Annotated in this window: 1 protein-coding gene; it reads right to left on the reverse strand. The window is 70.9% G+C overall.

Features of this window, described 5'->3' with window-relative positions:
* On the reverse strand, positions 1-642 hold a 642-nt coding region (locus KUM32_RS42980; RefSeq protein ID WP_217146973.1), incomplete at both ends, for an LCP family protein.

The raw sequence follows: 642 nt of genomic DNA on the forward strand, positions 1-642 counted from the left end.
CGTAGTAGCTGACGTCCCCGACAGGTACCGAGGCGAACTCCGACGAAGCGGGCGAGAAGCCCCGCATGGCCTTGCCCAGCTTGACGAGTTCGGCGCTGCCCAACTGCCGGTCGGCACGCACCGAGCCGAGCACGGACGAGGCCACCTTCGCGAACTTGACCGGGTTGAGCAGCACCCCGCTGGCGGTCGCCTTGTCGATGAGAGCGGCCAGGAACCGCTGCTGACGCTGCATCCGGCCCAGGTCGGCGGCGCCGTCCACGTGCCGCGACCGCACGTACTGCAGGGCCTCGCCACCGACCAGCGTGTGCCGCCCGGCGGCCAGGTCGAGCCCGGTGTACCGGTCCTTCAGCGGCCGTACGGTGCACACCTCGACGCCGCCGACCACGTCCACGGTCCGCATGAAGCTGGCGAAGTCGACCTCCAGGTAGTGGTCGATGTGCACGCCCGTCATGTGCTCGACGGTGCGCACGGTCAGGCTCGCGCCGCCCTCCGCGTACGCCGCGTTGATCTTCTGCGGGTGGGCGCGGCGCACGGTGCCGGTCGCCGGATCGGTGTACGCGGGGATCTCGGCGTACGAGTCGCGCGGCAGGCTGACCACGCTGGCGCGCTCGTGGTCGTCCGAGAGGTGGACGAGCATCAGGG

It is taken from the genome of Streptomyces sp. AC627_RSS907 (assembly GCF_019049165.1).